Source organism: Acidovorax sp. LjRoot129, assembly GCF_964253765.1.
GTDB lineage: Bacteria > Pseudomonadota > Gammaproteobacteria > Burkholderiales > Burkholderiaceae_C > Acidovorax.
In genome coordinates, this window is sequence record NZ_CAXUSE020000001.1 from 4,188,628 (window position 1) to 4,211,904 (window position 23,277).

At 66.7% G+C, this 23,277-nt stretch carries 24 protein-coding genes; 12 read left to right on the plus strand and 12 right to left on the minus strand.

Translation table 11 applies throughout. The features are described from left to right. The first annotated feature begins 258 nt into the window (after positions 1 to 258). Positions 259 to 2,166 carry a glutathione-regulated potassium-efflux system protein KefC gene (gene kefC, locus ACSQ3Q_RS19235; protein WP_436135934.1) on the plus strand — a complete coding sequence of 636 codons (1,908 nt, stop codon included), beginning with the start codon at positions 259 to 261 and terminating at the stop codon, positions 2,164 to 2,166. A gap of 109 nt (positions 2,167 to 2,275) precedes the next feature. On the opposite strand, the gene ACSQ3Q_RS19240 is transcribed toward kefC, so the two are convergent. From ACSQ3Q_RS19240 to ACSQ3Q_RS19250, 3 genes are all read right to left on the minus strand, one after another. Further along, complete coding sequence (locus tag ACSQ3Q_RS19240; protein WP_436135935.1) at positions 2,276 to 2,536, minus strand: hypothetical protein; 261 nt, start codon at positions 2,534 to 2,536, stop codon at positions 2,276 to 2,278. Between the two features lie 337 nt (positions 2,537 to 2,873). Next, positions 2,874 to 3,839: a hypothetical protein gene (locus tag ACSQ3Q_RS19245; protein ID WP_436135936.1), complete on the minus strand. Its 966-nt coding sequence runs from the start codon at positions 3,837 to 3,839 to the stop codon at positions 2,874 to 2,876. Beyond that, positions 3,836 to 4,327 carry a hypothetical protein gene (locus ACSQ3Q_RS19250; RefSeq protein ID WP_436135937.1) on the minus strand — a complete coding sequence of 164 codons (492 nt, stop codon included), beginning with the start codon at positions 4,325 to 4,327 and terminating at the stop codon, positions 3,836 to 3,838. The genes ACSQ3Q_RS19245 and ACSQ3Q_RS19250 overlap by 4 nt, the downstream gene beginning before the upstream one ends. Before the next feature lie 365 nt (positions 4,328 to 4,692). Between ACSQ3Q_RS19250 and ACSQ3Q_RS19255 the strand changes: the two genes are divergently transcribed. The 8 genes from ACSQ3Q_RS19255 (at position 4,693) to ACSQ3Q_RS19290 (ending at position 11,936) form a co-directional block, all read left to right on the plus strand. Then, positions 4,693 to 6,876, plus strand: coding sequence for a TonB-dependent siderophore receptor (locus ACSQ3Q_RS19255; RefSeq protein ID WP_436135938.1), 2,184 nt, complete (start codon positions 4,693 to 4,695; stop codon positions 6,874 to 6,876). 38 nt (positions 6,877 to 6,914) lie between these two features. Beyond that, complete coding sequence (locus tag ACSQ3Q_RS19260) at positions 6,915 to 8,066, plus strand: PepSY-associated TM helix domain-containing protein (RefSeq protein WP_436135939.1); 1,152 nt, start codon at positions 6,915 to 6,917, stop codon at positions 8,064 to 8,066. A 77-nt stretch (positions 8,067 to 8,143) separates the two neighbouring features. Further along, positions 8,144 to 9,013, plus strand: coding sequence for a hypothetical protein (locus ACSQ3Q_RS19265; protein WP_436135940.1), 870 nt, complete (start codon positions 8,144 to 8,146; stop codon positions 9,011 to 9,013). Beyond that, a complete protein-coding gene (locus tag ACSQ3Q_RS19270) occupies positions 9,010 to 9,393 on the plus strand; it encodes a hypothetical protein (protein ID WP_436135941.1) in 384 nt (127 codons plus the stop codon). Before ACSQ3Q_RS19265 ends, ACSQ3Q_RS19270 begins: the two co-directional genes overlap by 4 nt. A 173-nt stretch (positions 9,394 to 9,566) precedes the next feature. Beyond that, positions 9,567 to 10,211 (plus strand): trimeric intracellular cation channel family protein, encoded by a 645-nt coding sequence (locus tag ACSQ3Q_RS19275; protein ID WP_436135942.1) that lies wholly within the window; start codon positions 9,567 to 9,569, stop codon positions 10,209 to 10,211. Positions 10,212 to 10,328: 117 nt separating this feature from the next. Continuing rightward, positions 10,329 to 11,033 carry a transglutaminase-like domain-containing protein gene (locus ACSQ3Q_RS19280; RefSeq protein WP_436135943.1) on the plus strand — a complete coding sequence of 235 codons (705 nt, stop codon included), beginning with the start codon at positions 10,329 to 10,331 and terminating at the stop codon, positions 11,031 to 11,033. Positions 11,034 to 11,074: 41 nt separating this feature from the next. Continuing rightward, positions 11,075 to 11,497: a PaaI family thioesterase gene (locus ACSQ3Q_RS19285; protein ID WP_436135944.1), complete on the plus strand. Its 423-nt coding sequence runs from the start codon at positions 11,075 to 11,077 to the stop codon at positions 11,495 to 11,497. 34 nt (positions 11,498 to 11,531) lie between these two features. Beyond that, positions 11,532 to 11,936 carry a hypothetical protein gene (locus ACSQ3Q_RS19290; RefSeq protein WP_436135945.1) on the plus strand — a complete coding sequence of 135 codons (405 nt, stop codon included), beginning with the start codon at positions 11,532 to 11,534 and terminating at the stop codon, positions 11,934 to 11,936. 12 nt (positions 11,937 to 11,948) lie between these two features. Here the strand turns inward: ACSQ3Q_RS19290 and ACSQ3Q_RS19295 are convergent, their stop codons facing one another. After that, positions 11,949 to 12,860 carry a LysR substrate-binding domain-containing protein gene (locus ACSQ3Q_RS19295; protein WP_436135946.1) on the minus strand — a complete coding sequence of 304 codons (912 nt, stop codon included), beginning with the start codon at positions 12,858 to 12,860 and terminating at the stop codon, positions 11,949 to 11,951. A gap of 132 nt (positions 12,861 to 12,992) precedes the next feature. On the opposite strand from ACSQ3Q_RS19295, the gene ACSQ3Q_RS19300 reads away from it, so the two are divergent. Beyond that, on the plus strand, positions 12,993 to 13,598 hold the full coding sequence (locus ACSQ3Q_RS19300) for a short chain dehydrogenase (RefSeq protein WP_436135947.1): 606 nt from the start codon (positions 12,993 to 12,995) through the stop codon (positions 13,596 to 13,598). Positions 13,599 to 13,710: 112 nt separating this feature from the next. Here the strand turns inward: ACSQ3Q_RS19300 and ACSQ3Q_RS19305 are convergent, their stop codons facing one another. After that, complete coding sequence (locus ACSQ3Q_RS19305; RefSeq protein ID WP_436135948.1) at positions 13,711 to 15,213, minus strand: PLP-dependent aminotransferase family protein; 1,503 nt, start codon at positions 15,211 to 15,213, stop codon at positions 13,711 to 13,713. Between the two features lie 66 nt (positions 15,214 to 15,279). Between ACSQ3Q_RS19305 and ACSQ3Q_RS19310 the strand changes: the two genes are divergently transcribed. Continuing rightward, the gene (locus ACSQ3Q_RS19310; protein ID WP_436135949.1) at positions 15,280 to 16,638 is read left to right on the plus strand and encodes a benzoate/H(+) symporter BenE family transporter; all 1,359 of its coding nucleotides are present in this window, start codon (positions 15,280 to 15,282) and stop codon (positions 16,636 to 16,638) included. A 321-nt stretch (positions 16,639 to 16,959) separates the two neighbouring features. On the opposite strand, the gene ACSQ3Q_RS19315 is transcribed toward ACSQ3Q_RS19310, so the two are convergent. Together ACSQ3Q_RS19315 and ACSQ3Q_RS19320 are read right to left on the minus strand one after the other, a co-directional pair. After that, positions 16,960 to 17,364: a VOC family protein gene (locus tag ACSQ3Q_RS19315; protein ID WP_436135950.1), complete on the minus strand. Its 405-nt coding sequence runs from the start codon at positions 17,362 to 17,364 to the stop codon at positions 16,960 to 16,962. 80 nt (positions 17,365 to 17,444) lie between these two features. After that, a complete protein-coding gene (locus ACSQ3Q_RS19320; RefSeq protein ID WP_436135951.1) occupies positions 17,445 to 17,861 on the minus strand; it encodes a 4-oxalocrotonate tautomerase in 417 nt (138 codons plus the stop codon). 35 nt (positions 17,862 to 17,896) lie between these two features. Between ACSQ3Q_RS19320 and ACSQ3Q_RS19325 the strand changes: the two genes are divergently transcribed. Continuing rightward, the gene (locus tag ACSQ3Q_RS19325) at positions 17,897 to 18,610 is read left to right on the plus strand and encodes a TetR/AcrR family transcriptional regulator (protein ID WP_436135952.1); all 714 of its coding nucleotides are present in this window, start codon (positions 17,897 to 17,899) and stop codon (positions 18,608 to 18,610) included. 119 nt (positions 18,611 to 18,729) lie between these two features. Here ACSQ3Q_RS19325 and ACSQ3Q_RS19330 read toward each other — a convergent pair whose 3' ends face one another. The 5 genes from ACSQ3Q_RS19330 to ACSQ3Q_RS19350 all read right to left on the minus strand — a co-directional run bounded on the left by ACSQ3Q_RS19330 (position 18,730) and on the right by ACSQ3Q_RS19350 (position 23,253). Then, positions 18,730 to 19,737: a Bug family tripartite tricarboxylate transporter substrate binding protein gene (locus ACSQ3Q_RS19330; RefSeq protein WP_436135953.1), complete on the minus strand. Its 1,008-nt coding sequence runs from the start codon at positions 19,735 to 19,737 to the stop codon at positions 18,730 to 18,732. 153 nt (positions 19,738 to 19,890) lie between these two features. Further along, positions 19,891 to 20,631, minus strand: a complete 741-nt coding sequence (locus ACSQ3Q_RS19335; protein WP_436135954.1) for an SDR family NAD(P)-dependent oxidoreductase — start codon at positions 20,629 to 20,631, stop codon at positions 19,891 to 19,893. Further along, complete coding sequence (pcaF, locus tag ACSQ3Q_RS19340) at positions 20,628 to 21,839, minus strand: 3-oxoadipyl-CoA thiolase (RefSeq protein ID WP_436135955.1); 1,212 nt, start codon at positions 21,837 to 21,839, stop codon at positions 20,628 to 20,630. Before pcaF ends, ACSQ3Q_RS19335 begins: the two co-directional genes overlap by 4 nt. Positions 21,840 to 21,871: 32 nt before the next feature. After that, positions 21,872 to 22,522: a 3-oxoacid CoA-transferase subunit B gene (locus ACSQ3Q_RS19345; protein WP_436135956.1), complete on the minus strand. Its 651-nt coding sequence runs from the start codon at positions 22,520 to 22,522 to the stop codon at positions 21,872 to 21,874. A gap of 29 nt (positions 22,523 to 22,551) precedes the next feature. Beyond that, positions 22,552 to 23,253 (minus strand): 3-oxoacid CoA-transferase subunit A, encoded by a 702-nt coding sequence (locus ACSQ3Q_RS19350; protein WP_436135957.1) that lies wholly within the window; start codon positions 23,251 to 23,253, stop codon positions 22,552 to 22,554. Positions 23,254 to 23,277 lie beyond the last annotated feature (24 nt).

Consider the following 23,277-nt stretch of genomic DNA (forward strand, 5'->3'; position numbering starts at 1 on the left):
CGCATCTTAGCAACGCGGCTTGCACAGCGGCTTGTTTAAGGCAAAAACGGCCGCCAGCGCTTGACCTATAAGCGCTACCAGCTATCAAAACACTAGCAAGCAAAGCAGCATGGCCTAGACTGGCTACAGAACACGCCCCACTGCCCGCCGCCAAGCCGCAGCGGTGCCAGAATCCTTGCCAACCCGCCCGCTGGCCCAGCGCCTGCCACCTCCCACCTCAGCCCCGCCTTCTTCGGCCCCTGCCCTACCCGCCCACCTATGGAACACGCCCCCACCTGGCTCACCTACGGATTTTTGTACCTCACCGCCGCGGTGCTGGCCGTGCCCATCGCCAAAGCGCTGGGGCTCGGGGCCATCATTGGCTACCTGGCGGCAGGCATCGCCATCGGGCCCTGGGGCCTGGGCCTGGTCAGCAATGTGCAGGACATCCTGCACTTCGCCGAATTCGGCGTGGTGCTGATGCTGTTCCTCGTCGGGCTGGAGCTGCAACCGAGCCGCCTGTGGGCGCTGCGCCGCCCCATCTTCGGCACCGGCTCCGCGCAGGTGCTGGGCTGCGCCGCCGTGCTGTTTGCGCTGGGCGCCCTGGCGGGCCTGCCCTGGCGTGTGAGCCTGGTGGGCTCGCTCGGCCTCGCGCTGTCGTCCACCGCCATTGCGCTGCAGTCGCTGGCCGAGCGCAACCTCATGCGCACCCAGAGCGGGCAAGCGGGCTTTTCCATTTTGCTGTTCCAGGACGTGGCCGCCATTCCCATCCTGGCCCTGCTGCCGGTGCTGGGCGCCGTTGCAGCAGGCGATGGCGCGGGCCACACGCCGGGCCAAGTCGCGCTGGAGGTGCTCAAGATCGTGGGCGTGATCGCCGCCATCATCCTCGGCGGGCGCCTACTGCTGCGCCCCGTGCTGCGCTGGATCGCCAAGAGCAACACGCCCGAGATCTTCACCGCCGCCGCGCTGCTGCTGGTCGTGGGCATCGCTTACCTGATGGTGATGGTGGGCCTGTCGATGGCGCTCGGCGCCTTTCTGGCCGGCGTGCTGCTGGCCGACAGCGAGTACCGGCGGGAGCTCGAAGCCGACATCGAACCCTTCAAAGGTTTGCTGCTCGGCCTGTTCTTCATCGCCGTGGGCATGAGCATCGACTTCGGCGTGATCCTGCGTTCGCCCGGCCTCATGGCCGCCATCCTGGTCGGCTTTTTGGCGGCCAAGGCCATCGTCATCTACACCCTGGCCAAGGTCGTCGGCATCCCATATCAAGAGCGCCCGGTGTTCACGCTGCTGCTGGCGCAGGGTGGTGAATTCGCTTTTGTGGTGTTCCAGGCCGCAGCGGGCGCCAGCGTGTTCCCGGCCGAGACTGCGTCTCTGCTCATCGGTGCGGTGGCGCTGTCGATGCTGATCAGCCCGCTGCTGCTGGTGCTGCTGGACAAGGTGCTGCTGCGCCGCTACGCCAAGGTCAAGGCGCCGACGGCCGATGAAATTTCAGAGCCCCAGGAGGCCCCGATCATCATCGCGGGCTTCGGCCGCTACGGCCAGATCGTCTCGCGCGTGCTGCTGGCCCAGGGCCTGCGCACCACCGTGCTGGACCACAGCGTGGACATGCTGGAAGTGGCGCGCACCTTTGGCTACCGCGTGTTCTACGGCGACGCCACGCGGCTGGACCTGCTGCGCATCGCCGGCGCCGAACACGCCCGCATCCTGGTGGTGGCGGTGGACGACGCCGAGCAGTCGCTCAAGATCGCCAAGCTGGCCCGCGAACACTTCCCGCACCTGCAGGTCGTCGCCCGCGCCCGCGACGTGACCCACTGGAACAAGCTGCGCGACATCGGCGTGACCCTGGTCCAGCGCGAACTGTTCGAGTCCAGCCTGCAAAGCGCCCACACGGTGCTGGAGTTGATGGGCCTGCCCTCATCGGAAGCCACCGTGATCACGCAGCGCTTTCGCACCCACAACATCGCGCTGGCCGACCGCATGTACCCACACCACAAGGACCGCGCCAAGTTCATCGCCGTGGCGCGAGAAGGCCGCAACCAGTTTGCGGAGCAGATGGCGCGGGAGCGGCAGGAGACAGCGGCGCTGGGTGGAGCGGGTGGTGCGTATCCGGGGTATGACGGGGTGGCGGGTGGGGAGGATGCCGAAGAGACCACAAGCGCTCAGGATTTGAGTGAAAACAAGCTCTAGCGCTTACCTACAATGCGATAGAAGCTATGCTATTAATAGCAACAAATAACAACTACGGCGTCGGGAGGCCTCATTGATTCGAGCCCCACTTGTGGGACCTGTCCCACTGCTATGCAGATGGCGTTTTCTGAAAAGCTTTGAAGTCTTCGGAGAGGCTTTTCTTTAAGCGGTCTGCCGTGCGTGATTCTGGCTTCCAGCGGTCCGTTTTGGCCAACCACTGACGGAAATTCGCCCGCATGAACATCTGCCCCGGCTCTTTAAGATCCATGTCCGAGAGGTAAAAGTGCTCGGGCTTCTCTCGATACCTCGTGACCAAGCTCACAGTTGCAAGATTCATTTCGTCCAGGGCCTGCGCAACGCCCAACGACATGCACAGTGTCCTATCCCGATAGGCTGTGTTCTTGTTGCGCGGGAGGAGCAGAGGATTTGAGAGGTAGAGATCCCCAAACTTCCGACAGAGCGCCTCATGCAACTCGGTGAGGGTCTTGTCGGTTGCCTCCCTGGCGCAAGACATACAAATGCCTTGGGCCGCCTTCAGAGTGTCTTCGAGCGCTAGCCGTCCGCAAGCGCTGCAAGCCCCACGGGCGGGTTCCATAGAAATCTCCCGAAGTAAAAAAAGCGATCTTGGTCCAGCAGCTTTGGGGGCTACATGGAAAGGCTCCGTTCAGATAGCACCGCGCCCACGGCAGGGTTCGGACGCTAACGAATCAACGACCAGCGGGCTCCAGCGTCAACACATGCAGCACCGCGCGCTGATCCGGGACGACCTCGACATCGGCCCAACCGCCCAGCCCAGGGGGACGCGCACTGCGCCGTTTGCAGGCTGCGACCAGCACTACCTCCGGCTGCGGCACCACGCTCAGGCGCACGGTGGGTGGAGTGCGGTCTTGTGCGCTCACGGCAATCTCATAGCGCTTGGCGATGAACTGGGCAGTGCGGCCGAACTGTTTGCTCAGCGCCTGCCACTGGGCGTCCGCCAGACAGTAGCGCTGGCGCAGGTTGGCTTTTGCGAGGGCCTGCGGGGTCACCAGGGAGTACGCGGGTCGCAAGCGGTAGCGGATGTCCAGCATCTGGCCCGGCGGCAGCGCGACGCCCAGCGTGCGCTGCGCGCGCCACTGCGCAAGGTGGTCGGCGCCCGAGGTGCCGATAGCGCCTGCGCGAACAAGCTGGGCGAGCAGGTCGGCGGAGATGCCTTCGGGGGCGACAAAGGGGGGTGTATCGGCGATCAGCCAGGGGTTGATGCCGGCTTGTTGCAGCAGGGTAGAAACATCTACTGCGCCTCTGCCTGCCACTGCCCTGACGGATTCCGTCACAGGCGCAGGCTGCCCTGCGCTGAGCACACGCAGCTCGGGAAAGTGGCGGTCCGGGTACGTTTCCGAATCGCCCAGCCAGCCGAACAGCGGGCCTTGAATCAGCCACTGCGCCGGGGCTGGCAGCGTAGCCTGAGCCGTCAGCGATACAGTCACTTCATCCCCTTCCATGCGCACCGCGCTGCTGTCGATCACGCTGCGTGGCGATGCATCCTGCGGCGCAGAAAGCATGCGGGGGGCGACACCCTCGCTGGTGTCGTCGGCCATGGCGGTGTGCGCCAGGCACAGGCTGCCGATGACCACTGCGGTACAGCGGGCAGCGACGCGCAGCCGCGCCGAACGCTCATGAATTGGAACGGTCATGGCGCAGTGGTCTGGTAGCGGTAGATCTTGGGAGGGTCGGGCCGCCAGTAACGCAGGGACGCAGGCATGTACGCGGGTCCGTTCGGACGGGTGGCGGTGAAAATGTCGTTTTGCTGCGTCCAGCTCTTCCCGTTGGCGTTGACGCGCGCCGTGGTGGCGTCTTCCTTTTGCAGTGCAGCGCCCGCGTAGATCGCCATGTGGTTCGGCCAGGACAGCACATCGCCCACTTGCACGGGCTCATCCGACCCCAACAACCGAAACAGCCCCGAATGCCGCGCATAGGTGGGGAAGGTGCCTGAGGGCTGGTAGTCGTAGGGAAAGCCCGCCGCGCGGTAAATCAGGAAGGTCGTCCCGCTGCAGTCCCCCGCAACGCCTTTGACGGACGAAGAGCCCCGCAGCGAATACGCGGTCCCTTTCCAGGTCGCAGCCTCTTTGATGAGTGGGAGGGCCTCATTGGCGGTGATATCGCGCCTTGCGGTTTGCGTCATGTCGGAACGGTTTTCGGGAAATGTGCACAGGCACCAACGCGGCGCCGGGCCTGCTGGAGGACCGCAAGACCCACCAACTTGGCTTGCTTGGTGAGTGCGCAAAGCCCGCGATGGTATGCGTGCGACCGGCTTTTCTCGGCCCGCTATACGCTGCAATGTGTGCCGCACACGAAACATTTGCAGCAAACTGCTTCTGCAATGGAGGGGCAGATGGAAGCGCCACACACCATGCTTCGTAGCCGCCATTCGTTTATTAAACAAGAACTATTCGCATTACAATCGACAACTTACAGCAAGCCGACGTCCCGACCCAGTGATGTGAGCCAGCGCATTTTCGTTTCTCCGCTCACACCAACGGGACCCCCATGTCTTTTCAGCTTCCGCATGCTGCGGCCGTGTCTATTTCGTCGCGGGCATCGCGCGCTCGGCCGCGGCAGGCAGCCCTCCTGGGGTTGACGCCGCTGGCCTTGTGCCTGGCCCAGGCAGCCATCGCACAGCAGACGGCCCCTGCAGCTCCAGAGGCCGCCTCCGCCAACGCCACAGCCCCCCAGCTGCAAGAAGTCCGCATCAACGCCAGCACCGAAAAAGACATGGGCTTTTCGCCCGTCGAAGCGCAGACCGCCGGCAAGGCGCCCATGCGCCGGCTCGAAACACCGCAGTCCATCAGCGTGGTCACGCGCGAGCAGATGGAGTCGCGCCAGATCGTGAACGTGCAGCAGGCCCTGCAGACCGTGGCGGGCGTGAGCCCCGTGAACTTCGGGCGCCGGGGTTTTGACGACATCAACATCCGCGGCTTCCGCTCCACCGAATCCATCCTGGTCGACGGCCTGGTGCAAAGCCCCGGCATGTGGGCCAAGCTGCAGCCCTACGGCTACGAGCGCTTCGAGGTGCTCAAGGGCTCGGCCTCGGTGTTGTACGGCCAGGTGCAGCCCGGCGGCATCGTCAATGCGGTGAGCAAGCGGCCCAAGAAGGATGCGCTGAAGGAGGTGGGCGTGGAAGTGGGCAGCTTCGGCCAGCGCACGCTGCAGGCCGATGTGAACAAGCCACTGTCCGAATCGGGCAAGACGGCGCTGCGCATCAATGCGCAGGTGTCCGACTCTGACGATCCGACACAGTTCGTCTACCGCAAGGACCGGTGGTTCGCGCCCTCGCTCTCCATCGACCTGGGCGCGCAGACCGACCTGGTGCTGTTTGCCACCTACAGCCGCAGCGAGTGGATGCGCCAGCAGGGCATCACGCCGTACGGCACGCTGCTGCCCAACCGCAACGGCACGCTGTCCCGCACGATGTTCACCGGCGACCCTGCCTTTGGCGTGTACGACGTGGAGAGCACCACGCTGGGCTATTCACTGGAGCACAAGGTGTCCGACGCGATGACCTTCCGCCAGAACGTGCGCTACGAGACCGAAAAGGGCACGGGCAACTTCGTCTCCAACCAGGCGCTGCAGGCCAACCAGCGGCTGCAGAACCGCCAGGCATCGCGCCAATACATGGACTACGACCTGCTGGCCACCGACACCTCGATGCTCACGCGCTTCGAGGCGCTGGGTGCCAAGCACCAGATCGTCACGGGCTTGGATGTGCGCAGCGGCCACAGCCTGCTGGCCAGCCGCACCTGCCGCATCGGCGCGCTGGATTTGTTCGCACCCGTCTACGGCATGCAGGCCGTCTGCCCCACGGCGCTGACCAGCGACGCGCCCGCCAAGCTCACCGTGGCCGGTTTGTATGCGCAGGACCAGATCAAGTTCGGCCAGGGCTGGACGGCCCTGGTGGGCCTGCGCCGCGACTGGTCCACCAACGACACCCACAACCGCGTGGCCAACACGCAGACGCGCCAGAAGGACAGCGCCACCACGCTGTCCGCCGGCCTGGTGTATGAGTTCAAGCCCGGCTGGGCCGCGTACGGCAGCTATGGCGAGTCGTTCCTGCCCCAATCGGGCCTGACGTTTGCGGGCTCGCCTTTCGTGCCCGAGACCGGCAAGCAGTGGGAGGCCGGTGTGAAGTACGAGTCGCCCAATGGCCAGCTCACCGGCGCACTGGCCGTGTTCGACCTGGTGCGCGAGAACGTCACTACCGCCGACCTCGTAAATACAGGCTTCAGCGTGCAGACGGGCCAGCAGCGCGCACGCGGCCTGGAGGTGGAACTGGGCGCGGACATGAAGAACGGCTGGAAGCTGACCAGCGCCTACACCTACACGCAAAGCAAGGTCACGCGCGACAACAACGCCGCCATCGTGGGCCTGCCGCTGAACCTCACGCCGCGCCATACGCTTACGGCCTGGGCCACCTACAAGTTGCCGCAGTACCAAAGGGTCACCGTGGGCCTGGGCGGGCGGTATGTGAGCGAGCAGATTGGCTCCTACCCGTTCACGCTGCCGTCGTACGTGGTGGCCGATGCGTCCATCAGCTACGCGGGCGACAACTACCGCGTGACGGCGGGCGTGAAGAACGTGTTCAACAAGGCGTACTACGACGGCGCGATCAACGCCAACGTGGTGTCGCCCGCGTTGCCGCGCAGCTTCAGCCTGGGTGTGACGTACTTCTTCTGACCGCAGCGCCATCACCCCGCTACCGCGAGCCGACGACCATGACCAGCCAGCGCACCCTGAACCGCCTTTTCGTCCTGCACTCCTGGGCGGGCATCGTCACGGGGCTGCTCATGTTCATCGTGTGCTTTTCGGGCGCGGTGGTGGTGTTCAAGAACGAGATCGACCTGTGGGCCAACCCGTCGCTGGCCCAACTGCCGCGCTCTGCCACGCCAGCGCCGCTCGATGCGGTGCTGACCCAGCTGCACACCCGCTACCCCGGTGCCACGGTGGAGACCATCGCGCTGCCCGATGCGGTCAACCCGAGCTACTTCGCCTTTGTGCGCGAGCGCGGCGCACCCGCCAGCACGCGCACCAAGGTGGCCCTGCGCTCGGACACGGGCGCGGTGGTGGGCCCGGTGGACAGCCAGCTGGGCCAGTACCTGCGCATGCTGCATGTGTTCTTGTTCTTCGGGCCGCGGTGGATCGTGGGCTTTCTGGGCGCGGCGATGCTGGTGCTCATCGTCACGGGCATCGTCATCCACCGCAAGATCCTGGCCGAGCTGTTCACCCAGCGCTGGGGCCGCAGCTTTCGCGTGGTGATGTCCGACCTGCACAAGTCGGCAGGCATCTGGGGTCTGTTCTTTCACATCCTGATCGCTACGACCGGTGCATGGATGGGCCTGGCGCCGCTGTTCGAGCAGGGCTACAAATACGTGACCACCAGCAGCATCGAGGCAGCCGCCCCAAAGCCTGCGCGCAAGGCCGCAGGCGATGCCGCAGAGCCCGTGCGCATGCAGTCGCTCGATGCCCTGCACGCCACCGCGCAGCAGGCCGTGCCGGGGCTGGAGGCGCGCTATGTGTCGATGCGCCGCTGGGGCACCGACACGGCCGAGGCCAGCTTCACCGGCAATCTGGACGGCCACCTGGCCAGCACTGCGCGGGTGGACACCAACGCCGCCACCGGCGTGCCGAAAAAGGTGCACGACCCGCGCACTGCCGGCTTCTGGTCGCTGGTCAATGGCCTCATGGAGCCGCTGCACTTTGGCGACTTTGGCGGGCTGGCGCTCAAGTGGCTGTATTTCTTTCTGGGCATGACGCCCGCGTTCCTGTCGATCTCGGGCACGCTGATCTGGCTCGACGCGCGCCAGCAGCGGCGGCGCGAGGCCGAGGCGGCGCAGGCGTCGGCCGGGGGCATGGCGGCCGCGGGTTGAGGCCCCATCAACTGCACGCGCTCATCCGCCCCTACCCACCGTTATTCATCGTCGATTTCTGCCGCCCCCATCAACCCATGCAACGCTTCTTTCTGGCCCTGCACGCCACCACGCCCGCGGCGCTGATCGTGGCCGCGTTGGTGCACCTATGGGGTCCGCCCGGCTTGCCTTCGCTTGCGCAGCGGCCGGTGTGGGCCGTGTGGATGCTCATCGGCACATGGCTGCTGCTGTCTGCGCTGGCGGCGTGGGCGCTGCGCACGCTGGCGCTGTGGCGCGTGGCGCTGGGTGGCGCGGGCGTGCTGCTGGCGCTGGCCGGTGCGGTGGGCCTGGTGCTGGGCAGCGCGCTGGCGTCCGGCATGCTGGTGAGCCTCGCGTTGGTGGGCGCTGCGTGCGTGGGCATTGCGGCCTTTATCGGGCCGCAGCGCGTGCAGGCGCCTCGGCGCAAGGCGGTGCGCCACCCGGCTGCGGCCGCGCCGGGTCGATCCGCCCATCCCAGTACGCACCACCCCACCACCCAACGCCGCCGCTGGCCCGCACGCGTTTTGGCCCGCTTTGGCATCCCTGCACACCTGCCGTTTTGGCTGGCCGGTGCACTGGCGATAGAGTCGTTTCGGCTCGCCCACATCGTGGCGACGGAGCCCGCGCGCTCGTCGGGCATGCTGGGCCTGCTGCTGGCTTTTTTTGTCGCGCTGCCCGCCGCCGCGGTGCGCCACTGGACGCCGCGCACCGCCCTGCTGCTGTGGGTGCTGGCAACGCTGGCCTACGGCGGCTTGGCAGCCAAGGCGGGGCTGGATCAGTGGACCATCGCCGCAGCCCTGTGCGCACTGGCCGCGGGTGCACCGCTGCTGATCCGCGCACGGTGGAGGCTGCGCACGCGGCAGGCGGGGCGCATCATGCCCACCGCGCAGGTCCAGGCTTCTGACCGCCACCCGCCGGAGGCCGCATGAACGAACTCATCGCCGCCTGCGCCGCACTGGCCTCGCTGATTGCACTGACCCACTGGGCGCGCGCCGTGCCAACCCGCGCCTGGGGCCACGGTGCCGGCAGCACAGGCCAGGCTCCACCTGCACCGCTGCGCGCCTGGCCTGTGGCCATTGGCACGCTGGTGCTGCAAGGCTTGGCAGCCACCGCCGCGACCGGGCTGGCCGCGGGGCTGGCGCTGGTGGCCGCGTCGTGGATGGTGCTCGGCTGGCTGCTGGTGCTGGCCATGAACCAGTGGCCCGCCGCCAGCCTGCCGTGGGCGCAGCGGCTGGGCGCGCTGGGCGGGGCGGGGTGTGTGCTGGCGCTGACGTGGGAGTTGGTACGTGCAGGGAGCTGGGCGGCCTGACGGGCCGCGGGCCACCTCCGCCGGGTGGGCCAAAGCGCAGACTTGAGGCAAAAATGCCCCCCAGCGCTTGATGCATAAGCACTTTTAGCTATGTATTTAATAGCATAACCTCTAGGCAGCACTGCGCTGCGCGCCGGTGTCTGCACCCGCCGCCCCACGGCACAATCGCGCCCATGGACCAGTTGCTCGACGCCCCCTGGGTGCACACCCTGCGCTTCTTTCTTGAAGTGGCCGCCACCATCGCGTTTGCACTCTCGGGCGTGATCGCCGCGGCACGCAAGCGGCTCGACGCCGTGGGCGTGTGTGTCGTGGCCTTCGTGTCAGCCTTTGGCGGCGGCACGCTGCGCGATTTGCTGCTGGACCAGCGGCCCTTCTTCTGGATCCGCCACACCGGTTTTGTCTGGGGCATCCTGGCCCTGTGCGTGGGTGCGATGCTGTTCATGCGCCAGCGGCACTTTCAACCCACCGAGCGCGCCATGTTGCTGCCCGACGCGATTGGCCTGGGCCTGTTCGCGGCGGTGGGCGTGGACGTCGCCACCGCCATCGGCATGCCGCCGATCATTGCCGTGATGATGGGCGTGACCACCGGCGTCTTTGGCGGCGTGCTGCGCGACGTGCTCTGCAACGAAGTGCCCCAGGCCTTCAGCGACCACCGCCCCTACGCGCTGTGCGCCTTCGCGGGCGGCTGGGCCGACGTGGCGTTGCGCCAGATGCCCAGCCCGGACTGGACGCCGCTGCTGGCCTGCGTGCTGGTGACGGCCGGCCTGCGCGGCGTGGCCTTGTGGCGCAACTGGCAGTTGCCCGCATGGCGGGTGTGACAAAACCGGGGGCCGCCGGCCGCGAGCCCACAGCGTCACACGGGCTGGCCATGGCGCCACCGTGACAGCGCTGTACCCCAGCGCCCTGCACACTGGCCACGAGGAGCTTGACCCACCATGACCCCAGACCACCCCACGCCCGCACACTTGCGCGCCACCGCGCTCATCGACAGCGACACCCCCCCTGTCCAGACCTTCGCGGCTGAACACGCCCGCGGCACCACCGACCGCGAACGCGCCGTCGCCCTGTACCTGGCCGTACGCGACGGCTTTCGCTACGACCCGTACCGCATCGACCTCTCGCCCGCCGGGATGAGGGCGAGCAGCGTGCTGGCCAACGGCTACGGCTGGTGTGTGCCCAAGGCCGCGCTGCTCACCGCCGCGTGCCGCGCAGCGGGCATGCCGGCGCGTTTGGGCTTTGCGGATGTGAAAAACCATCTGAGCACGGAGCGCATGCGCGAGACCATGAAGACCGACCTCTTCATCTGGCACGGCTACACCGACATCTGGCTGGGCGGCCAATGGCGCAAGGCCACGCCGGCTTTCAACATCGAGCTGTGCGACCGCTTTGGCCTGCTGCCGCTCGAATTCGATGGCGAGAACGATTCGATCTACCACCCGTTTGACAAGACCGGCCAGCGCCACATGGAGTACGTGCACCAGCGCGGCGCCTTCGACGACATGCCGCTGGCGCAGATCGTGGCGGACTTCCAGGCGGTGTACGGTGGCTGGCTCGACAGCGCCAGTGGTGGCAGCGGCACGACCAGTGCGCTGCACGGGGCCAGCTTTGACAGCGACGTGGAACAGGAGGCCGCGCGATGACCGCGGCCGCGCCAGGCGCATCGAATCGAGCACCAGACAGCATGCCCGCCACCCCCGAAGGCTTTGTGGTGCTGGCCATGGGTGGCCCGTTCATCCAGAACAACGGGCCCTTGTATGTGCGGCGAGACGGCAACACTGTGCAGTTCGGCTTTCGCGTCGAGCAGCGCCATGTGAACACCATGGGCAACCTGCACGGCGGCATGATGGCCACGTTCTGCGACATGCTGCTGCCGCTGTCGGTGCACAGCAAAACTACGGAACTGGCGGACCGGTTTCTGCCCACCATCAGCCTGCAGGTCGACTACCTGGCCCCCGCCCGGCTGGGCATGTGGGTGCAGGGCGAGGCCGAGCCACTGCGCATCACACGCTCGCTGGTGTTTGCACAGGGCCTGGTCACTGCGGACGGCGAGCCTTGCGCGCGGGTGAGCGGGGTGTTCAAGATCGGGCCCGTGGGTCCTGCCTAGAACCTGTTCAATCCTCCAACACGCAAGCATCTTCATGACGCCCACGCCCCGCGACCTGTCTACCGAAGTGCAGCAATTCTTCGATGACTTCGTGGCCGCATTCAGCGCCTTCAACGGCCCGCGCATCGCAGAGCGCTACGGCGTGCCGTATGTGGCTGTGAATGCCCACGGGACATGGCGGCGGTTTGAAAGCGCAGGCGAAACCGGCGGCTACTTCCAGCAGGTGGTCACGCAGTACCACAACGAGGGCTGCCGCAGTTGCCGCTATCGCGACCTGGAGGTGCTGGCCCTCGGCCCCAGCGGCGCGCTGGCCACGGTGACGTGGGAGCTGCTGCGCGAAGACGGCAGCGTCTTGAGCAGCTGGCGCGAGTCGTACACCCTGGTGCGCGGCGCGGACGGGCTGCTGAACATCGCCGCGTCGGCGGACCATGCGCGCTGAGCTGTTCAGGCCCTACCCCTTCGGCGCTGCGCCAGCCCCCTCGATCCCCAGCACCCCCACCACATGCTCCACAAACCGCGCCAGCTTGGGCAGCTGCCGCCGGTCCGGCGCATAGACGAGTTGCACCGCGCGCGCTGCGGGCAGGCAGTGCGCCATCACTGCGACCAGCGCGCCGCTGGCGAGGTCGTCGGCCAGTAGCACCTCGGGCTGCATGACCAGCCCCAGCCCGCGCAGCGCGGCCTGGCGCAGGCCGTCGCCCTGGTTGCAGGTCAGGCGGGCGTGCTCGGGCCAGAAGAACTCCTCGTTGCCGTCGCGCAGCGTCCATTCCACACGGCGCTGCCATACCGAATGGCCCAGGCACTGGTGTTGCGCCAGGTCGGCCGCGCGCTCGGGCGTGCCGTGGCGCCGTAGGTAGGCCGGCGCGGCGGCAATCACCATGCGGTAGGGGCGCAGCGGGCGGGCCACCAGGCCCTCGTCCACCACCTTGCCGATGCGCACCGCCACGTCAAAGCCCTCTCCGCCCAAGTCCACCACGCTGTCGGTGAGCTGCAGGTCCACGCGCACCTGTTCGTGGCGCTGCAGAAAGTCAGCCACCAGCGGCGCAATGACGTGGTTGCCCAGCGTGAAGGGTGCGCTCACACGCAGCAGGCCCTGGGGCACGGCGCGGCTGCGCTCCACGGCGGATTCGGCCCAGCGCACCTGCTCGAGCACGCGCTTGCTGTCTTCGTAGAACGCAGCGCCCACCTCGGTCAGGCTGTTCTGGCGCGTGCTGCGCTGGAAAAGCCGCGCACCCAGGTGGCCCTCGAGCTGCTGGATGTGTTTGCCCACCATCACGGCGGAGATGCCCAGCTGGCGCGCGGCGGCGGCAAAACTGCCGGCCTCGACCACGGCGGCCATGACCTCCATGTTGCGGAGCTTGTCCATGGCGATTCCTAATCAATGGTTAGTACATGAAGAACTTCAATGTACTTTATGCACTGAATGATTAGCAAAAGAATCGGGGCTGTCGATTGTTGTTCTTTCTTCAACCCTTCTTTCAAACCAAAGGAAATCACCATGTCCAAGATTCTTCTCATCGGCGCCAGCGGCACCATCGGCCAGGCCGTGCAAGCCAACCTGGGCGCACGCCACGACGTGATCACCGTGGGCCGGAGCAGCGGCACGCACCGCGCAGACCTGTCTCAGCCCGCGTCGCTGGCTGCGCTGTTTGCCGCGGTCGGCCGGGTGGACGCCATCGTCAACACCGCCGGCAACCTGCACTTTGGGCCCCTCACCGAGATGACGGCCGAGCAGTTCAACCTGGGTTTGCAGGACAAGCTGCTGGGCCAGGTGCAACTGGCGCTGCTGGGCCACAAATACCTGAACGATGGCGGCTCCATCACGCTGATCAGCGGGGTGCTCTCCATCGAGCCCATCCGCAACGGCGCCAACGCCACGGCGGTGAATGCCGCCATCGAAGGCTTCGTGGCCGCCGCTGCCATCGAGCTGCCGCGCGGGATCCGCATCAACGCCGTGAGCCCCACCATCCTGACCGAGTCGGTGGGGGTATATGGGCCGTTCTTCCCCGGGTTCGAGCCCGTGCCCGCTGAACGCGCAGCCCGTGCCTACCAGCGCAGCGTGGAGGGCGGACAGACGGGGCAGGTGTACCGCGTGAATGCCTGATGGCACCAGTGCATATTGCTATATTTTGAGTAGCAATAAAGCATTACCCATCAAGCGCTAGCGGCCATTTTTATTCGAAATTTGGCACCGCCCAGGGCCAGCGCCTTCCTCTCTAACCCGAGGGGAGGCTCCCGGCAAGGTGCCCCAGCTGGCGCACTGCCTGCTCCAGCTCGCGCGTCCAGGGGCGGGCGATGTTCAGGCGCAGGTAGCTCGCGTATTTGGCGGTGGTCGAGAACAGCGCCCCGGGCGTAAAGGCAATGCCCTGCGCCACGGCCAGCCGCAGCAGGGCGAGCGAATCCACGGGCTCGGGCAGTTCCAGCCACAGCCACCATCCACCCGCCGGGCTGTGCACCCGCGTGCCGGCCGGGAAATGCTTGCGCACGGCCTCGGCCGCGCGCGGCGTGGTCTGGGCCAGCCGCTCGCGCAGGCGGCGCAGGTGCGGCTGCAGCGCGCCGCTGCGCAGAAACTCGGCCATCACCGCCTGCTCCAGCCAAGGCGCCGCGAGCGAGGTACTCAGCTTGAGCGACTCCATGCGCGCATGCCAGCGCCCGCCCGATGTCCAGCCCAGGCGGAACGCCGGGGCCAGGCTCTTGCTGCTGCTGCCGCAATAGATCACGCGGCCGTGGCGGTCCCAGGCTTTCACGGGTTGGGGCCGGTGCAGTGTGTGCGAGAGATCGCCAAACACATCGTCCTCGATCAGCGCCAGGTCGTGCTGCTCCACCAGGCGCAGCAGGCGGCGCTTGTTGCGGTCGGGCATGGTGTGGCCCAGCGGGTTCTGGAAGTTGGGCATGGCGACCACGGCGCGCACGCCGCCCTGGTGTTCCAGCGCGTATTCCAGCGCTTCCAGGCTCATGCCTTCGCCCGGCGTGCAGGGCAGCTCGATGGCGCGCAGGCCCAGGTTGCCCAGCATCTGCAGCAGGCCAAAGTACACCGGCGACTCCACCACCACTGCATCGCCCGGCCGGGTGACGGCACGCAGCGCAACGTTGAGGGCCTCGGTGCTGCCGTTGGTCACCAGCAGTTCTTCGGGCTGCAGGTCCAGGCCGTAGGTTGCCATCCAACTTGCCAGCTCGGTGCGCAGCGCGGGCAGGCCGCTGCCGGTGGGGTAGGTGCCCAGCATCTCGGGCTGGCTGCGCAGCAGGCGCTGGGCGATGCGGGCCAGGGCGTCGGTGGGGTACCACGCGGGCGCGGCGTTGGCCAGGTGCAGCCCCCACTGCAGGGGCTGCTGTGTGGTCAGCGAATACAGCTGGGTCATGCGGTGCTCCAGCGACACCAAGCGGTCAAACTCGACCGGCGGCGGAGTGGGCTGCGCGCTGGCCTGTGCCTGGCGCACGCCCCGCGCGGCGGCCCCGCCCGGCCCGGCTGAAGCGGCGTGGCCCGGGGTGGGCTCTGCGACATACATGCCGGACTTGAGCCGCGCCTGCACGGCGCCCAGGGCCTCCAGGTGGCGGTAGCAGCGCACCACGGTGGCCACGCTCACGCCCTGCGCCGCAGCCAGCGCGCGCACCGACGGCAGGCGCTCGCCCGGTGCGTAGCGCTGCTGGGCAATGTCGCGGCGCACCAGCTGTGCAAGTTGCAGGTAACTGTGCTGCAGTACAGATGAAGATTCAGCCATCTGTACAGCATAAACCGTGGGCAGACTGTGCCCGCCCGCCGGGTGGTCTGCGGGCACCATGGCCCCATGACAACGCAGCACCACCCCACACACCCATCGCCGGTATTGGCGACCGCCTCGACCCGCATTGCTGGCGCTGCGCCCGCCACCACCGGCCCAGTCCCCGTATTGCCCGACCCCGCAACCGGCACCCGCTGGACGGCCACAGCCCACGACCTTTTCCCCGCCGTGGTGGCGGGGCTGGTGGCCGTGCTGATCTCGTATGCCGGCCCCCTGCTGCTGGTGCTGCAGGCCGCGCAGGCCGGGCACCTGTCGGCGGCGCAGGTCACCTCGTGGGTGTGGGCCATCTCCATCGGCGCCGGGGCGTGCGGCCTGTGGATGAGCTGGCGCCAGCGCGTGCCCGTGGTCTGCGCGTGGAACACGCCCGGCGCGGCACTGCTGGCGAGCGCGCTGGTGGCCTTGCCCTACAGCCAGGTGATCGGTGCCTATCTGGTGGCTGCGGCGGCATTGCTGCTGATTGGGTGGACCGGCGTCTTCGACCGGCTGATGGCGCGCATTCCGCGCAGCCTGTGCGCTGCCATGCTGGCGGGCATCCTGCTGCGTTTTGGCGTGGACGCCTTTGGAGCCGCCCGCAGCACGGTGGAGGGCGCGCCTTGGCTGGTGGGCGCCATGTTTGCGGGCTACCTGCTGTTCAAGCAGCGCTCGGCCCGCTATGCGATTGCACTCACCTTGTTGCTCGGGATCGCCCTGTGGCAATGGCTGGGCTGGGGGCAGGTGGCCGCGCAACCCGCCGCCAGCGCCCTGGGCACCTCGCCCTCCGCCTGGGGCCTGGCGTTGCCGGTGTGGACCACGCCCGAATTTTCTTGGATGGCCATCCTGAGCACCGCCGTACCCCTGGCAGTGCTGTGCCTCACCGGCCAACAGGTGCCCGGCGTGGCCGTGCTGCGTGCATCAGGCTACACCGCCCACAACAACCAGCTCATCGCGGGCACCGGCCTGGCCAGCCTGCTGCTGGCGCCGTTCGGTGCCCATGGCATCAACCTCGCGGCGATCACGGCCGCCATCTGCACCGGCGAAGAAGCCCACCCGCTGCCCGAAAAACGCTGGGTGGCCGGCGTGGCCTGCGGCCTGTTCTATCTGCTGCTGGGCAGCTTTGCGGGGGCCATCACCTACGCCTTTGCGCAACTGCCCGCCGCGCTGGTGAGCACCGTGGCCGGCCTGGCACTGCTGGGCGCCATCCAGAACGGACTGATTGGCGCCCTGGCCGAACCCAGCGAACGCGAAGCGGCCCTGGTCACCTTTGTGGTCACTGCCTCCAACGTGAGCCTGCTGGGCCTGGGCTCCGCCTGCTGGGGGCTGGCGCTGGGGCTGCTGACCTGGTGGGTGCTCAAGCCCCGCGCCGCCGCTGTGCACACCAAGGCATGAAGGGGTTGGCGCCGTTGAACTGCGGCGTGGGGAATGGAGAGATGTGCTCTTAGAGCCTGTTCAAAGTCTTTTTTGAAGATCGCATTGGAGTGCAATCGGGATGATTGGAAGCTTCGGATGTGCCGCATGGGCTCGTGCCCATGCAAGCAGCCGAGGCGTCCAATCGCCCGATTTCACGCCAACCCTGCGGGCAAGTGCCTTGCCGGGCGGTCTGCGGCGTTGCGGCGCTTGTGGATAGCGGGGCTATCCACTGCACCCCGCGCCTTGCATCCCATCCCGGCAAGGTACTTGTGCGACTCCAAAAAGACTTTGAACAGGCTCTTAGCCATCTCCCTCAGCACAGTTCAGCATCCACTGAACGCCGAACCGATCCGTCAATTTGCCGTAGTAGTCGCCCCAAGCCTGGATGCCCAAGGGGGTTGTGACGGTCCCGCCAACTCCCAGGGCCTGAAAGAGCTTGTTCGTGGCATCTCGGTCGTCCATCGCCAGCAAGTGCGCAGAGCCCCGCATGGGTTCAGCGTCATCGTTGTCCGAGGCATAAAAGAGGAGGCCGGGACCCTGGAACTTGGCGTGCATGACCTTGGCGCGCAGGCCCTCGTTCTTGACGGGCATTCCATCCACCCCGTAGCGCAGCACCTCCACAACGTGGCCAAGACCACATTGCGCGTAAAAATCCAGAGCCTTGTCGCAGGTCGTGGTGAAGAACAGATAGTTTGAGAGTTGCATGGTCGTATCCCTGGAAGGCGGAACGAAGTTGCGACACTGTCGGCCCCGCCCCCGCAAATTGGCTTGGCAGCCCGGCGCTATCAGGCCGCGGCAGCCCCCGCACCGAGCTGCGCGTTGGTCAGGGCCATCCCGGCAATGCCCCAGGCCCCATCCACGGCGTGCACCACGTTGACCCAGATGCGTTCCTTGGGGTGCTGCGCGCCCGACAGCTCATGAATGATGCCGGTAGCCTCCTCGATGTAGCCGACCTGGACTTCACGGCTGGCGAAGGCGAACGACGGAACCTTCCATTCGACAAAGGCCACAGAGGCCTCCTGTGACCCTGAATACGTGTGCTCCTTCGGCACGAGGTGGATGGAACCCACGATGTTGCGTTTCATCGCTTCGTTGCCCGCCATTCCGTGCCACTTGAGCATGGCATCGGACAGTCGGCTGAAGGCGACTTTTTCCTGGCCTTCGGGCAGGACGCCTTTGGTGAGGGTGAGAGTGAGTGGCATGGGTGGTTCCAGATCAAGACAACGGCGTTGAACTCATGCCCTGCCGTGTGCAGGGAATTTCAAGTAACGACCGTTATCTCATAATACATAACGATCGTTCTTTGAACAACTACAATCGTCTGCATCACACGCCAGAGGAGTTCCACGTGGTCTCAAGGTCCGAGCAAAAGGTGCTCACGCGCCAACGCATCCTGGAAGCCGCGGGGCGCGGGTTTCGCAAGGGGGGATTCGGCGGGGTCGGGGTGGATGGCCTGGCGAAGGAAGCGGGCCTGACCTCGGGCGCGTTCTATGTTCATTTCGACTCCAAGGCCCACGCGTTTCGCGAATCGGTGGCACAAGGCATGGCCGAATTGAAAGGTGGCGTGCAGTACTACCAAGCGGAGCATGGGCGCAACTGGTGGCCTGAATTCGTGCGCTTCTACCTTCGTGCCAAGCGCACCTGCGACCTGTCGGAGAGTTGCACGCTGCAGACGATGCCGCCGGAAGTCGCGCGGGCGGACGAGGCCTCCCGCTCCACCTTTGAAGCGGCCTTGCGCGATGTTGCGCAGGCGATCATCGATGGCCCCGCCTCACCCGGCGCGCCACGGGACCTTGGCGCCGCCTGCGCCGCCCTCTCTTCGCTGGTGGGGGCCGTCACGCTTGCGCGTGCGGTGGGGAGTGAAGTGTTTGCGGACCAGATCGCGGCAGGAGCGGAACACGCATTGCTCGGCACGGCGGCCGGCAAGAAGGGTTCCGTCAAAACCAGCTGAACCGCGACCTGAAAGGTCTGCAGCGGCGGGATATGGCTCTCTGCCGCGAGAGTGCACGCTCCAGAGTACCTACAGCCATTTGGAAATGGGGCAGGGCCTCACTGCCCCACAGGCATCCTTCAGTCCAGGCTGGCGCCCGATTCCTTGACGACTTTGCCCCACTTCACCGACTCGGCCTGGATGAAGGCGGCGAACTGCTCGGGCGTCTCGCTATACGTCTCGGCGCCTTGCTCGTTGATCTTCTTCTTGACCTCGGCCTGGTTCAGCACCTTGGCCAGCGCAGTGTTGAGTCGGGCTAGCACCGGTGCGGGCGTGCCAGCGGGCGCAAACATGCCGAACCATGAAGTCGCCTCATAACCCGCCACACCGGCTTCGGCGATGGTGGGCACATTGGGCAGCTCGGGCGAGCGCTTGGCAGTGGTCACCGCAATCGGCACCAGCTTGCCTGAACGCACGTGTTGAATCGCCGAGGGCATGTTGTCGAACATGATGCCGATCTGGTTGCCCAGCAGGTCGGTGACGGCTGGTGCGCTGCCCTTGTAGGGCACGTGCACCATGTCCACCTTGGCCAGGCTCTTGAACAGCTCGCCCGACAGGTGAATGGAGCTGCCGTTGCCCGATGACCCAAAGTTGAGCTTGCCGGGGTTGGCTTTGGCGTAGGCGATCAGCTCCGGCACGGTCTTGAAGGGCTGGGCCGGGTTCGCCACCAGCAGGTTGGGCACGTTGGCCACGCGCGTGAGCGGCGCGAAGTCCTTGATGGGGTCGAACGGCATCTTCTTGTACAGCGCGGCGTTGATGGCGTGTGTGCCCACCGTCCCCATGAAGAGCGTGTAGCCGTCGGCCGGGGCCTTGGCCGCCAGTGCGCCGCCGATGTTGCCGCCCGCACCGGCGCGGTTGTCCACGATGACCGACTGGCCGAGTTCGGTGGTCAGTGCCTGGCCGATGATGCGGGCCAGGATGTCGGTGGTGCCGCCCGCGGCAAAGGGCACGACGATGTTGACGGGCTTGGTGGGGTAGGCCTGGGCCAGTGCGGCAGAGCTGGCCATGAGGCCTGCGCCCAGCGCGGCGGCAGAGGCGATGGCGCCCAGGGCAAAGCGGCGGCCCGCAGAGGTCGTGGAAGTGGTCATGAGGCTTGTCTCCTTCAGGATGGTGGTGAAAAGAAATCGGTGCAGCACGCCGTCATGTGGCCGTGCCATGGCCTCAACCGGGCGCGAGCGCCAGGGCGAGGACATCGGTGGGCGCCCTCTGTCAGAGGGCGATGAAAGTCGTTAGATCACACGCTAGACAGGGGCGACCCCCAGCGTGGTGCCTCCGCACACGTACAGGATCTGTCCCGTCACAAAACCGTTGTCGGGGGAGAGAAAGAACAGCGCGGCGCGGGCCACATCCTCGGCGGTGCCCATGCGGCCCACAGCAATGCTTTTGAGAATGCGCTCGGTCTGCGGCGCGCCCTCGGGGTTGCTCTGGCGGAACAGTTCGGTGGCAATCGGCCCAGGGCCGATGGCGTTGACGGTGATGCCGTCGCGACCCAGTTCCATCGCCAACGTGCGCGTCATGCCGATCATCCCGGCCTTGGTGGCCGAATACACGATGCGGTCGCCCTTGCCCAACGCGGCGCGCGACGACATGTTCACGATGCGGCCCTGGCCACTGGCGCGCAGGCTGGGCAAAAAGGCCTGCACCAGCAGCATGGGCGCACGCAGGTGCAGGCCCACCACGTCATCCAGCTGCGCCGTAGTGGCGGTGTCGATGGTGCCGGGGCGCGTGGCGCCGGCGTTGTTCACCAGCGCCGTGACCTTGTGTTTTGCGGCGATCTCGGCCGCGCGTTCGCGGGTCGAGGCCTCGTTGGTCAAGTCGCCCTGGTAAGACGTGAGTTGCGGGTGGCTCCAGGTGGGCAGCACGTAGTCCAGATTGACCACGGCGCGTCCCTGGGCCAGAACGGCTTCGGCAATCGCCTTGCCGATGCCGTTGCTGGCGCCGGTGATGACCGTGACGGCAGTGCTTTTATCAACTGCCGTCACACGCGCTCCAGGATGATGGCGATGCCCTGCCCCACGCCGATGCACATGGTGCACAGCGCGTACTGGCCGGCGTGTTCGTGCAGGCGGTTCACAGCCGTGGTCACCAGGCGCGCGCCGCTGGCACCCAGCGGGTGGCCCAGCGCAATGGCGCCGCCCCAGGCGTTCACACGTGCGTCGTCGTCCTTGAGGCCGAGGGCGCGCAGCACGGCCAGGCCCTGCGCGGCAAAGGCTTCGTTGAGCTCGATCACGTCCATGTGGTCAATCGTCAGGCCCGTCTGCGCCAGCACCTTGAGCGTGGCGGGGGTGGGGCCGAAGCCCATGATGCGCGGCGCCACGCCGGCCACTGCCATGCCCACCACGCGGGCGCGGGGCTTGAGGCCGTATTTGGCAGCATGGGCTTCATCGGCCAGCAGCAGCGCGCAGGCGCCGTCGTTCACGCCGCTGGCGTTGCCCGCCGTGACCGTGCCATCGGGCCGCACCACGCCCTTGAGCTTGGCCAGCGCTTCCAGGCTGGTTTCGCGGGGGTGTTCGTCCTGGCTGACGATGATGGCGTCGCCCTTCTTTTGCGGGATGTGCACCGGCACGATCTCGCGCGCCAGATGGCCGGCCTTGATCGCCGCCACGGCATTGAGCTGGCTGGCCAGGGCCATGCGGTCTTGTGCTTCGCGCTCGATGCCGAAGTCGGTGGCCACGTTCTCGGCGGTTTCGGGCATCGAATCGACGCCGTACTTTTCCTTCATCAGCTTGTTGATGAAGCGCCAGCCGATGGTGGTGTCGTACACCGCGTTGTTGCGGCTGAAGGCGCTCTCTGCCTTGGGCATGACGAAGGGCGCGCGACTCATGCTCTCCACGCCGCCCGCGATCATGAGGCCGGCCTCGCCCGACTTGATGGCGCGCGCGGCGGTGCCCACGGCATCGAGCCCCGAGCCGCACAGGCGGTTGATGGTGGCGCCGGCCACGTCGATGGGCAGGCCCGCCAGCAGGCTGCTCATGTGGGCCACGTTGCGGTTGTCTTCACCGGCCTGGTTGGCACAGCCGTAGAGCACGTCGGACACGGCCGCCCAGTCCACGCCGGGGTTGCGGTCCATCAGCGCCTTGATGGGGATGGCGCCCAGGTCGTCGGTGCGCACGCTGGACAGAGCGCCGCCGTAGCGGCCGAAAGGGGTGCGGATGGCGTCGCAGATGAAGGCTTGGCGTTGTGTGCTCATGGTTTTGTCTCCTCGTTTCTTGGGGGGTGGATTCAGGCGGCGGGGCGGATGGGCAGGCCCACCAGTTGCTCAAGCTCGGCCAGCGGCAGGCCGGGCACGGTGTCGATGAGCTGCAGCCCCGTGGGCGTGCAGGCCAGTGTGCACAGATCGGTGTAGATGCGCTTCACGCAGGCGACACCGGTGAGCGGGTAGGTGCATTGCGTCACGATCTTGCTGGCGCCCTGCTTGGTCAGCAGGTCCATCATCACCCAGGTCTGCTTGGCGCCGATGGCCAGGTCCATGGCGCCGCCCACGGCGGGGATGGCGCCGAGCTCGCCGGTGCTCCAGTTGGCCAGGTCGCCGGTGGCGCTGACCTGGAACGCGCCCAGCACGCAGATGTCGAGGTGCCCTCCGCGCATCATCGCGAAGCTGTCGGCATGGTGAAAATACGCGCCGCCGGGCAGCAGCGTCACCGGCTGCTTGCCGGCGTTGATGAGGTCGTAGTCCTCCAGCCCCGCCGCGGGCGCCGGGCCCATGCCCAGGATGCCGTTCTCGCTTTGCAGGATGACCTCGCGGCCCGCGGGGATGTGGTTGGCCACCAGGGTCGGTTGGCCGATACCCAGGTTGACGTAGGCACCGTCGTGGATGTCTTGCGCCACGCGTTGTGCCAACTCGTCCTTACTACGTTTTTGATAGCTGCTCACGCTGATTCCTTCTGCGCCGGGGGCCATTTTTATGCCGATTTCTTGAAACCACCGGCTTGCGTGGCAGTGCGCTCGATCTTGACCACGTGGGTCACGTAGATGCCGGGCGTGACGACGGCCTCGGGGTCCAGCGCCCCCAGCTCCACCACCTCGTGCACGGTGGCAATGGTGGTCTTGGCGGCAGTGGCCATCACCGGGCCGAAGTTGCGGGCCGACATGCGGTAGGTGAGGTTGCCCCACCGGTCGCCCTGCTCGGCCTTGATCAGCGCCACGTCGCCGTGGATGGGAAATTCGAGCACGTAGTGTTTGCCGTTGATCTCGCGCGTCTCTTTGCTGGCCGCCAGTTCAGTGCCGTAAGCGGTAGGGCAGAAAAAGGCGCCAATGCCCGCACCCGCAGCGCGCAGGCGTTCGGCCAGGTTGCCCTGGGGCACGAGTTCTAGTTCGAGCTTGCCGCTGCGGTACAGGTCGTCGAACACGTAGCTGTCGACCTGGCGCGGAAAGCTGCAGATGATTTTGCGCACCTGGCCCGCCTTGAGCAGCGCGGCCAGGCCCTGGTCGGCATTGCCGGCGTTGTTGTTGACCACCGTGAGGTCGCGCGCGCCCTGGGCGATCAGGCCGTCGATCAGCTCGCCGGGAATGCCGGCCGTGCCAAACCCGCCTATCAACACCGTGGCACCATCCTTCACCCCTTGAAGGGCCTGGGCCACCGACTCCGCCAGCTTGTTGATCATCGAACCGCTTTCATGATGTGCTTG

Coding starts and splice junctions, on each gene's coding strand:
- kefC (WP_436135934.1), top strand. CDS start 259: ATGGAACACGCCCCCACCTGGCTCACCTACGGATTTTTGTACCTCACC.
- ACSQ3Q_RS19240 (WP_436135935.1), bottom strand. CDS start 2,536: ATGTCGTTGGGCGTTGCGCAGGCCCTGGACGAAATGAATCTTGCAACT.
- ACSQ3Q_RS19245 (WP_436135936.1), bottom strand. CDS start 3,839: ATGACCGTTCCAATTCATGAGCGTTCGGCGCGGCTGCGCGTCGCTGCC.
- ACSQ3Q_RS19250 (WP_436135937.1), bottom strand. CDS start 4,327: ATGACGCAAACCGCAAGGCGCGATATCACCGCCAATGAGGCCCTCCCA.
- ACSQ3Q_RS19255 (WP_436135938.1), top strand. CDS start 4,693: ATGTCTTTTCAGCTTCCGCATGCTGCGGCCGTGTCTATTTCGTCGCGG.
- ACSQ3Q_RS19260 (WP_436135939.1), top strand. CDS start 6,915: ATGACCAGCCAGCGCACCCTGAACCGCCTTTTCGTCCTGCACTCCTGG.
- ACSQ3Q_RS19265 (WP_436135940.1), top strand. CDS start 8,144: ATGCAACGCTTCTTTCTGGCCCTGCACGCCACCACGCCCGCGGCGCTG.
- ACSQ3Q_RS19270 (WP_436135941.1), top strand. CDS start 9,010: ATGAACGAACTCATCGCCGCCTGCGCCGCACTGGCCTCGCTGATTGCA.
- ACSQ3Q_RS19275 (WP_436135942.1), top strand. CDS start 9,567: ATGGACCAGTTGCTCGACGCCCCCTGGGTGCACACCCTGCGCTTCTTT.
- ACSQ3Q_RS19280 (WP_436135943.1), top strand. CDS start 10,329: ATGACCCCAGACCACCCCACGCCCGCACACTTGCGCGCCACCGCGCTC.
- ACSQ3Q_RS19285 (WP_436135944.1), top strand. CDS start 11,075: ATGCCCGCCACCCCCGAAGGCTTTGTGGTGCTGGCCATGGGTGGCCCG.
- ACSQ3Q_RS19290 (WP_436135945.1), top strand. CDS start 11,532: ATGACGCCCACGCCCCGCGACCTGTCTACCGAAGTGCAGCAATTCTTC.
- ACSQ3Q_RS19295 (WP_436135946.1), bottom strand. CDS start 12,860: ATGGACAAGCTCCGCAACATGGAGGTCATGGCCGCCGTGGTCGAGGCC.
- ACSQ3Q_RS19300 (WP_436135947.1), top strand. CDS start 12,993: ATGTCCAAGATTCTTCTCATCGGCGCCAGCGGCACCATCGGCCAGGCC.
- ACSQ3Q_RS19305 (WP_436135948.1), bottom strand. CDS start 15,213: ATGGCTGAATCTTCATCTGTACTGCAGCACAGTTACCTGCAACTTGCA.
- ACSQ3Q_RS19310 (WP_436135949.1), top strand. CDS start 15,280: ATGACAACGCAGCACCACCCCACACACCCATCGCCGGTATTGGCGACC.
- ACSQ3Q_RS19315 (WP_436135950.1), bottom strand. CDS start 17,364: ATGCAACTCTCAAACTATCTGTTCTTCACCACGACCTGCGACAAGGCT.
- ACSQ3Q_RS19320 (WP_436135951.1), bottom strand. CDS start 17,861: ATGCCACTCACTCTCACCCTCACCAAAGGCGTCCTGCCCGAAGGCCAG.
- ACSQ3Q_RS19325 (WP_436135952.1), top strand. CDS start 17,897: ATGCCCTGCCGTGTGCAGGGAATTTCAAGTAACGACCGTTATCTCATA.
- ACSQ3Q_RS19330 (WP_436135953.1), bottom strand. CDS start 19,737: ATGACCACTTCCACGACCTCTGCGGGCCGCCGCTTTGCCCTGGGCGCC.
- pcaF (WP_436135955.1), bottom strand. CDS start 21,839: ATGAGCACACAACGCCAAGCCTTCATCTGCGACGCCATCCGCACCCCT.
- ACSQ3Q_RS19350 (WP_436135957.1), bottom strand. CDS start 23,253: ATGATCAACAAGCTGGCGGAGTCGGTGGCCCAGGCCCTTCAAGGGGTG.